Annotated in this window: 7 protein-coding genes, 5 tRNA genes and 1 pseudogene; all 13 read left to right on the forward strand. The window is 43.3% G+C overall.

Going from position 1 to position 8226, the window contains the following annotated elements:
- Nucleotides 1-42: 42 nt before the first annotated feature.
- Nucleotides 43-118, forward strand: a tRNA-Ala gene (locus tag BUA75_RS14030).
- A 5-nt stretch (nucleotides 119-123) separates the two neighbouring features.
- A tRNA-Asn gene (locus tag BUA75_RS14035) sits at nucleotides 124-198 on the forward strand.
- Nucleotides 199-205: 7 nt separating this feature from the next.
- A tRNA-Thr gene (locus BUA75_RS14040) sits at nucleotides 206-281 on the forward strand.
- 16 nt (nucleotides 282-297) lie between these two features.
- A tRNA-Val gene (locus BUA75_RS14045) sits at nucleotides 298-373 on the forward strand.
- A gap of 11 nt (nucleotides 374-384) precedes the next feature.
- Nucleotides 385-478: transfer RNA gene (locus tag BUA75_RS14050), tRNA-Ser, on the forward strand.
- A gap of 218 nt (nucleotides 479-696) precedes the next feature.
- A complete protein-coding gene (locus BUA75_RS14055; RefSeq protein WP_072875216.1) occupies nucleotides 697-1671 on the forward strand; it encodes an AAA family ATPase in 975 nt (324 codons plus the stop codon).
- Nucleotides 1668-2288, forward strand: coding sequence for a GTPase domain-containing protein (locus tag BUA75_RS14060; protein ID WP_072875217.1), 621 nt, complete (start codon nucleotides 1668-1670; stop codon nucleotides 2286-2288). Before BUA75_RS14055 ends, BUA75_RS14060 begins: the two co-directional genes overlap by 4 nt.
- Nucleotides 2269-2877, forward strand: a complete 609-nt coding sequence (locus BUA75_RS14065) for a hypothetical protein (RefSeq protein ID WP_072875218.1) — start codon at nucleotides 2269-2271, stop codon at nucleotides 2875-2877. The genes BUA75_RS14060 and BUA75_RS14065 overlap by 20 nt, the downstream gene beginning before the upstream one ends.
- Before the next feature lie 122 nt (nucleotides 2878-2999).
- Nucleotides 3000-4247, forward strand: a complete 1248-nt coding sequence (locus tag BUA75_RS14070; protein WP_072875219.1) for a methionine gamma-lyase family protein — start codon at nucleotides 3000-3002, stop codon at nucleotides 4245-4247.
- Nucleotides 4248-4346: 99 nt separating this feature from the next.
- Nucleotides 4347-4724 carry a MerR family transcriptional regulator gene (locus BUA75_RS14075; protein WP_072875220.1) on the forward strand — a complete coding sequence of 126 codons (378 nt, stop codon included), beginning with the start codon at nucleotides 4347-4349 and terminating at the stop codon, nucleotides 4722-4724.
- 31 nt (nucleotides 4725-4755) lie between these two features.
- Nucleotides 4756-6093, forward strand: coding sequence for a type I glutamate--ammonia ligase (gene glnA, locus BUA75_RS14080; RefSeq protein ID WP_072875221.1), 1338 nt, complete (start codon nucleotides 4756-4758; stop codon nucleotides 6091-6093).
- A 328-nt stretch (nucleotides 6094-6421) separates the two neighbouring features.
- Nucleotides 6422-7453, forward strand: a complete 1032-nt coding sequence (locus BUA75_RS14085) for a DUF2332 domain-containing protein (RefSeq protein WP_072875222.1) — start codon at nucleotides 6422-6424, stop codon at nucleotides 7451-7453.
- A 521-nt stretch (nucleotides 7454-7974) separates the two neighbouring features.
- Nucleotides 7975-8226: pseudogene (locus tag BUA75_RS14090) on the forward strand (helix-turn-helix domain-containing protein); the annotation flags it as partial.

The raw sequence follows: 8226 nt of genomic DNA on the forward strand, positions 1-8226 counted from the left end.
AGGTTGACATCAAAATTGCCTTGTGGTAGAATGGTGATTCATGGGGGTATAGCTCAGCTGGGAGAGCACCTGCCTTGCAAGCAGGGGGTCGTCGGTTCGAATCCGTCTACCTCCACCACATTTTCCTCGATAGCTCAGCGGTAGAGCATCCGGCTGTTAACCGGAGGGTCGTAGGTTCGAATCCTACTCGGGGAGCCATTCATTCGCTCCCATAGCTCAGTCGGCAGAGCGCATCCATGGTAAGGATGAGGTCACCAGTTCGAATCTGGTTGGGAGCTCCAGAAACTAAACATGTATGGGCGTTTAGCTCAGCTGGGAGAGCATCTGCCTTACAAGCAGAGGGTCGGCGGTTCGAACCCGTCAACGCCCACCAAAGTTTTTTATGGAGTGATGGCCGAGTAGGTCGAAGGCGCTCGCCTGCTAAGCGAGTATACGGTTATAAGCCGTATCGACGGTTCGAATCCGTCTCACTCCGCCAGAATCGAGTTCGAGCAAACAGACTAAGAGTTAACTCTTATCCATAGGAAGACAGAGCTGACACTTAGTCTGTTTTATTTTGTCTCAAAACTTTCTCCATCTACCTTCCTCTTTCTTTGTTTTGTTTCTTCAGTTCGTCTTCTAGGCATTCACCCAAATCGCGAATGAAGCATAGGCTACCTCAGTACCAGCGCTGAAGATGATTTGAGGTGACAACGGGTGCCCTCCAAAAACAGATGGAATCAAGTACGCCCTACGCAGTACAGAGTCATTGATGAATTTGAACAAAGTAATATGGCAGTTGGCGAAGCGCTATCTAGATTATCGGGCAAATACAGAACTGATGAAGCAAACAGTACTATGCATATGACCAGGGAACGCTTGCTGCAGATTATTTCTAGAATGGATAGTCTTGTTGGTCTGGATGGAGTTAAGGAGATGGTCCGACAAATCTTTGCCCATGTTTATATTCAGGAACAACGTCGGCTGGCTCGGCTTAAAACCGATCCGTTGGTCTTGCATATGGTCTTCTCAGGCAACCCGGGGACAGGAAAAACCACAGTTGCAAGATTAATTGCTGAAATGTTTCGAGACTGCGGATTGCTTGAGAAGGGTCATTTGGTCGAGGTAGAGCGTGCCGATTTAGTTGGCGAGTATATAGGCCACACAGCGCAAAAAACGAGGGAGAGTATACAGCGGGCGCTTGGTGGAGTGCTCTTTATTGATGAAGCGTATTCTTTAGCACGTGGTGGAAACAAAGATTTTGGCCGGGAAGCGATTGATTGTTTAGTCAAGGGAATAGAAGATTATCGCAATCAATTTGTAGCGATTATTGCTGGTTATGAGAATGAGATGAAATATTTTTTGAGTACAAATCCTGGCTTACCCAGTCGTTTTCCCATTCATTTGCATTTTCCGGACTACACGCTCTCTTCTCTGATTGCGATTGCCAGGCAAACAGCACAAGAACATCAATACAAACTAGCACCGGATGCTGAATTTATTTTACGAAGAAAAATTCAACAAGCGCTTCTGGATGCTTCTCGAGAGTTTAGTAACGCCCGTTTTGTGCGCAATTTGATAGAGAAAGCGATCCGTCATCAGGCATCGCGATTGTTTCAGCGATCTCGTGTTTCCAGAGAGGAATTAATGACTTTAAGAGCCGAAGATTTCCGGGAGGAGGATGTTTTTTGAATCGCCCATGTTCAGAAGTGGTTGTGGTAGGAAAAGCTCGTTCCGGAAAGACTTCACTCTGCAGGGCATTGGCTAAAACGGCAGAGAGTCGTAGAGTATCTCATCCATATCCAATAAGGGCAACTTCCGAGCAGCAGAGATGGTTGCAGGAACACGCATCTGAGCAAATGGAGCCGATGGAGTTAACGCTTAAAAAGGGCTTTCTGCAAAAACGCTGGATTCTGCGAGATACGCAATCACTGGTGGATGATCCGGAACTAGAAGGTGTGCGTCGTGAGTCGTTGGCCCATACTTTGCGTTTGCTGCTTCAAGCTGAAATTATCATTCATGTTATAGATGCAACAAGGGCTTTGCGGCCACAACGGTCAATCTATCATTCAGAGAAAGAAGCAAGTGGTCTTCATTTACAACTAGAAGGTGTCGATTTAGAACTGTATGAATACGCAAAATCACGACGCGCTTATCTCATAGTGATGACGAAGACCGAACTACTGAAAGTTAAATGGAAGAAGCGCGATATTCGTAAATCATTAGGAAAAATTCCAGTAGTGTTTCTACAGGGGACAGAAGACAAAGCGATTGATGAGGTAAAACAGCATGTCTGGAGACTGGCTTGATTTTTTGCGCCCAACTCTTTCATTGCTGCTTGTTATCTGGAGTTTGCAGATGATGGATGATGTATTCAAAGCCGAGCAAGTGCTGGGACGTGGAGAACGTACATTGGCCGCGAAAATCGGACGGCATGTGCTCCCATTTACAGGTCTTTGTTTGTTAATTGCCGGCGCTTGGCAAGCGCATGTGGCGCTAGCAATGTTTTTTGGAGTTTCAGCATTGCGTTTTTTTCCGTTGAGCCTTCCGATTTCCAGGCGTCAATTGTTGAGTAAATTTTCTTTGATCGTCGTTATGTGGTTGTGTTCCTTACTATTTGTTGGGACATGGTTGGCCGTTTGGGGCATAGTCATGGCGATATTTTTAGAGTGTATGCTCTCTCTTTTACAATATCACCAGGACCATTGGCTCATAGAAGACACGCTTTCTCGCCGTTTAGGTATTCCCTTACTGATGCTTGGCGGTGTTTTGGCACTCGGTTCTTCGTTTTGGATATCAAGCCGATATACCATTTCTTTTCTAGTAGCTCTTTCTTTCTGGACGGCTATTGCTGAGTGGACAACAGATCGTCTCGAGGATTGGCACATCAGCTTTTAAATGCTGTTAAGCGCTTTGTGTTACAATGTCGGTCAGTGCTATACCGCTGATTGGTCGCTCGACTACAGTCATTCTTCATTTTTCGATGACTCAGTTATCTTCTATAAAGGAGAACTATTTGTATGTCTTCCATCGATTTTCAATGGCTACAAGCAAGGCAGTTAGAAGTAGAACCAATTTTTCGTCGTCTAGAGCAAAATGCTCTTCATATACAGAAACGGGTAATGGACGCCTTTGCAGAAGAACGTGTATCGACAAGTGACCTGTTAGGTTCAAATGGATACGGAATAGACGATGCTGGTCGTGAAAAATTGGAACGTATCTTCGCGCGTGTCTTTGCTGCAGAGGCAGCATTGGTTCGACCACAGTTTGTTTCTGGGACGCACGCGCTTTCTACCTCTCTTTTTGCGCTTTGTCGTCCGGGCGATCACGTTTTGTTTGCCACTGGACAGCCTTACGACACCCTGCAAGCTGTGGTAGGTTTACGCGAATCTCCAGGTAGTTTGCGCGAGTGGGGGATAGAGAGTAGTGTTGTCGAGCTTGATGGTACAGGTATGCCGCAGACAGAACAAATCATTCAAGCTTTGCGACCCAACACTCGTCTGGTCATGTTTCAAAAATCCCGTGGCTACAGTTCTCGGCCTGCGCTCTCTTTGGACAAGCTCGCAGGCGTTTTCTCTTTTGTGAAAACATTACGACCTGACGTGTGGTTAGGTGTAGATAATTGTTATGGAGAATTTGTTGAAGTTGAGGAAGTTACAGCCGTTGGTGCAGATTTTGCTGCCGGATCGCTTATTAAAAATCCTGGTGGTGGACTTGTATCATCAGGCGGATATATTGTGGGCAAGAAATCGATTGTAGATGCCGCGGCGGTTTCACTCTATGCTCCCGGAATTGGTGCGGAGTTAGGAGCAACAGAAGGTTATTTGCGCTCTATGTATCAAGGTTTATTTCTTGCGCCTCATATTGTCTGTCAAGCTTTAAAAATATCTGTACTTGCAAGTCATGCTTTGCATGAACTTGGTTATCGAGTTTCTCCTTTAGCGCATGAGACGCGTGCGGATATTGTCTTAGAAATTGAATTTCATTCGCGCCAAGAAGTAGCGGCATTTGCGACTGCCATCCAATCAAGCGCGCCAGTAGATTCTTTTGCTGTTCCAGAATTCGGTGATATGGCTGGTTATGACACGCCTGTTTTGATGGCAGCCGGGACTTTTATTCAAGGGTCATCCATTGAACTTTCTGCCGATGCTCCTTTGCGTCCTCCGTATCGTGCCTATCTTCAAGGTGGACTGACTTACGAACAAGGTTTTTGGGCAGTTTTACGTCTCACGCAGGTGCTTGCTCACTTACGTCACTCTCAGATCTAAAAATCTTGTAGATGAAGTCAGAAAACTTTACATTTTCATTTACCTGTAGCTTGTCTTTGAGTAAGATAAGATTAATCCAGAGTGAGGGAGGGGCGTACCGTGGATCTGGAAGAGCGTCGGCACTTGCCTCTCTTCTCCATTGGTACCGTACAAAAGCTGACAGGTTTGAGCGCGCGGCAGATTCGGTATTATGAAGAGCAGGGTCTAATCTCTCCTAAAAGGTCAGAAGGAAAACAACGGCAATTTTCTTTTGTCGATGTCGAACGTCTCATGACCATTAGACAGTGGATGGAAAATGGGGAAAGTTTACACACCATTCGCAAGCGGATGAAGGAAAACGTCCTTTCAAAAACTGTCCGTGATTTATCGGATGAAGAAGTTTACCAGCAAATCCAGCGAGAGTTGCTCGAAGGCCGCAGCGCCAGTGCTCAGTCACTCTTTTTAGGTGATTTATCGCGTTTTTATCGGAAACGTTAAGAATGAAAAAATGACTCAAGGGTGTGATGACTTGCGCAAGGAACGGACAAAAGAAGAAATTTTGGCGCTAGCTGAAGAAATGAATGTACGTTATGTTCGCTTACAGTTTACAGATTTGCTCGGAATTATTAAAAACGTAGAAATTCCAGTCGATCAATTGGCTAAGGCGCTGGACAATAAGATTATGTTTGATGGTTCATCGATTGAAGGCTTTGTGCGAATTGAAGAATCAGATATGTATTTAGTGCCTGATCGTTCCACGTGGTTGGTCTTTCCTTGGGACTCCAGTCAAGGAAAAGTCGCGCGCTTAATTTGTGATATTTATCTGCCAGGCGGTCAAGCGTTTGAAGGCGATCCTCGAATTGTGCTTAAACGGGTGATGGAGCGTGCTCATCAAGCTGGATTTTCTGCATTTAATGTTGGACCGGAACCGGAATTTTTCCTCTTTAAGCTTGACGCTGAAGGTCGGCCAACTCAAGAAGTCAATGACGAAGGTGGATACTTTGATTGGGCTCCGCTCGATCTGGGTGAAAACTGTCGTAGAGAAATTGTCCTGACACTGGAAGCTATGGGTTTTGAAATTGAAGCGTCTCATCATGAAGTGGCTCCTGGACAGCATGAAATTGATTTTAAATATGCGGATGCGCTTGAAGCGGCAGATAATATTGCTACATTTCGTCTAGTGGTAAAGACGATTGCTCGACAGTACGGACTTCATGCCACGTTCATGCCAAAGCCGGTGTACGGAATCAATGGTTCTGGCATGCATTGTCACCAATCGTTATTTCGCAATCAGCAAAACGCGTTTTATGATGAAACAGATGAACTTGGCTTAAGTGAAATAGCCAAACATTATTTGGCTGGATTGATGCAACACGCGCAAGCGTTCACAGCAATTTGTAATCCGACGGTAAATTCCTATAAGCGACTGGTGCCAGGCTACGAAGCGCCTAGCTACGTGGCATGGTCGGCCAAAAACCGCTCTCCTTTAGTTCGTGTTCCGGCAGCGCGTGGTTCTAGTACGCGTATTGAACTGCGCAGTCCCGATCCTTCCTGTAATCCGTATTTGGCATTGGCGGTTATGTTAGCTTCAGGGTTAGATGGTATTGAGAAAAAATTGCCATTAGCTCTACCCGTCAATAGAAATATCTATATTATGACAGAAGAAGAAAAAATCGCTGCTGGCATTCAAAGCTTACCTGGTTCGCTTGGTGAAGCCATAGAAGTCTTGGCCAAGGATTCTGTTTTAAGAGAAGCTTTAGGCGATCACGTTTTCCATCATTTCATTGAAGCCAAGCGTATTGAATGGAGTATGTATCGTATGCAGGTTACTGAGTGGGAACGGGAACAATATCTGTTGAACTATTAATGCAGATTCTAGATTAAAAACTGGACGTGGAAAAAGAGACTTGCTCCACGCCACTCCTGCTACTGATTTTTCCAACGCATGTTTGTGAGATGACAAGTCGGTAAAGTCTGGAGTGGATATGAGAGAATAAATTTTGTCCGTTTCCAGGAGTGCGTTTAACCAGCCTCCTGGAATTTTCTTTTATTGAAAAATTTTCAATTCTATTAAAATTAAAAATAGGGAAAATGTCAGACCTTATCAAACATCATAACTCGTGATTATGGATATTTCGTATCAATATCAGTTCATTTCATATCCTATCCTATTTTCAATTGGAGGAGTTTATTGTATGGATACTGCTCTTTTGTCGGAGAGATTTAAGAGGTTTGCTGAACTGGAGTGTTCTGATTCCAGCAGGTTGTATGAATTTTTAGCTATAGAGATTTCAAAGGATAATGAATTACTTGAATTGAGTTCTCATTGTAAGCAAGGGCAACCAGTTCCTAATTTGTTATTGGCTTCTGTCCATTATCTTCTTTTATCAGGAATTGATCACGAATTAAAAGAGTTTTATCCAAGTATCACAGTGAATCCTCTTCCCGTGGAGAAGGTGTTCCCTTCGTTTAAGGATTTCTGTATGCAACACCAAAATGAAATTATCGATCTTCTTCAGAGTCGTTTGGTTCAAACCAATGAAATTAGACGCTGCACTTATTTATACCCAAGCTTCTCTTACATCTATAACAAGGTGCATAAACCCCTATCCCTTATCGAAATAGGTACAAGTGCAGGACTACAACTATTATGGGACAAATACAGCTATTCATATGGAACTGATGACACGTACGGAGAACAAAACTCGGGTGTGCACTTAACTGCGGAATTGAGAAATGGGAATATTCCGCAATTCCCTCCAATCAGTCCTCCGGTTTATACAAAAATTGGAATCGATCTGCATGTGATTGATTTATCCAATCATCATGATTACTTATGGCTCAAATCATTGATTTGGCCAGAACATAAAGAACGGTTGGAGTTATTTGAAAAGGCAGCTCAACTATTGAATAAAAATCCTGTAAATTTGATTGAAGGAGACGGGGTTTCATTACTACCTAAGATTGTTGAACAAATATCTCAAGATTCAACTGTATGTATTTTTCACACACACGTAGCTAATCAAATGCCAAATGAACTAAAGACACAATTAATAGATCATGTCAAATCAATAGGTGCTATGAGAGATGTATTCCATCTTTACAACAATATTTCTGATTTAGGGAAATTACATCTGGACTATTATATAAAAGGTGAAGAATTTAATGAAATCATTGCGTTAACAGATGGACATGGACGTTGGTTTGATTGGGTCGTAAACATCTAGTTTCGCATATCATATAAGGTAGTTGTCTTTTCAAGTTGCAATTGGTGAAGCTTTGTAAAAGACATTCGATTTTTTTGAGAAAAATTTTCTAAATTAAAGTAAAAGTTAAATAAAGATAACTGTAAATTGCAATACACTTCGATCTATCTTATATAAAAAGAGTGTGACTATGTATATTGTATAAAGTCCAGTTCTCAATCAAAAATTCTAGGGGATTGGTTGTTTTTCAATCCCCGTTAAGGGGAGCTATAATTGCGAATTTAGTAACGAAACGTCTTCGTATGGTGTCATGGAATCAAGAATTAGTGTTAGCAGCTATGGAAGATAAGTCAAGGTTGTCCCAAATACTAGGACTTGAAGTACCTCACGATTTTCCAAGCGATTCTGTTCGAAAATTCGTATTGCCAATGACATTGGAAGAACTCGAGCGAGATCTGTGAGCAACAAGTGTAAAATCCCCATTATCAGCAATTGAAAATTCCCCATCTTAAACGGACAATCTCCCCTGGAGGGGAGAAATCTTGGTTCAGAATGGAGAGTATTTTGTGATTCGGGATATGAAACAACGGGGAATGAGCATCTCGCAAATGGCTGAGGAGATGAGGAGGGATAGAAAGACCGTGCGCAAATGGCTGCAACAAGAAACTCATCAACCCTATCAGCGTTCTGTGACACCACCGGGTAAACTAGAGCCGTTCAAAACATTCATCCTACAGCGTATGGAGGAAGGTTGCAGGAACGCAGTCGTACTTTTCGAGGAAATTCAGCAACAA

The sequence above is a fragment of the Alicyclobacillus tolerans genome (assembly GCF_900142255.1).
GTDB classification, from domain to species: Bacteria; Bacillota; Bacilli; order Alicyclobacillales; family Alicyclobacillaceae; genus Alicyclobacillus_I; species Alicyclobacillus_I tolerans.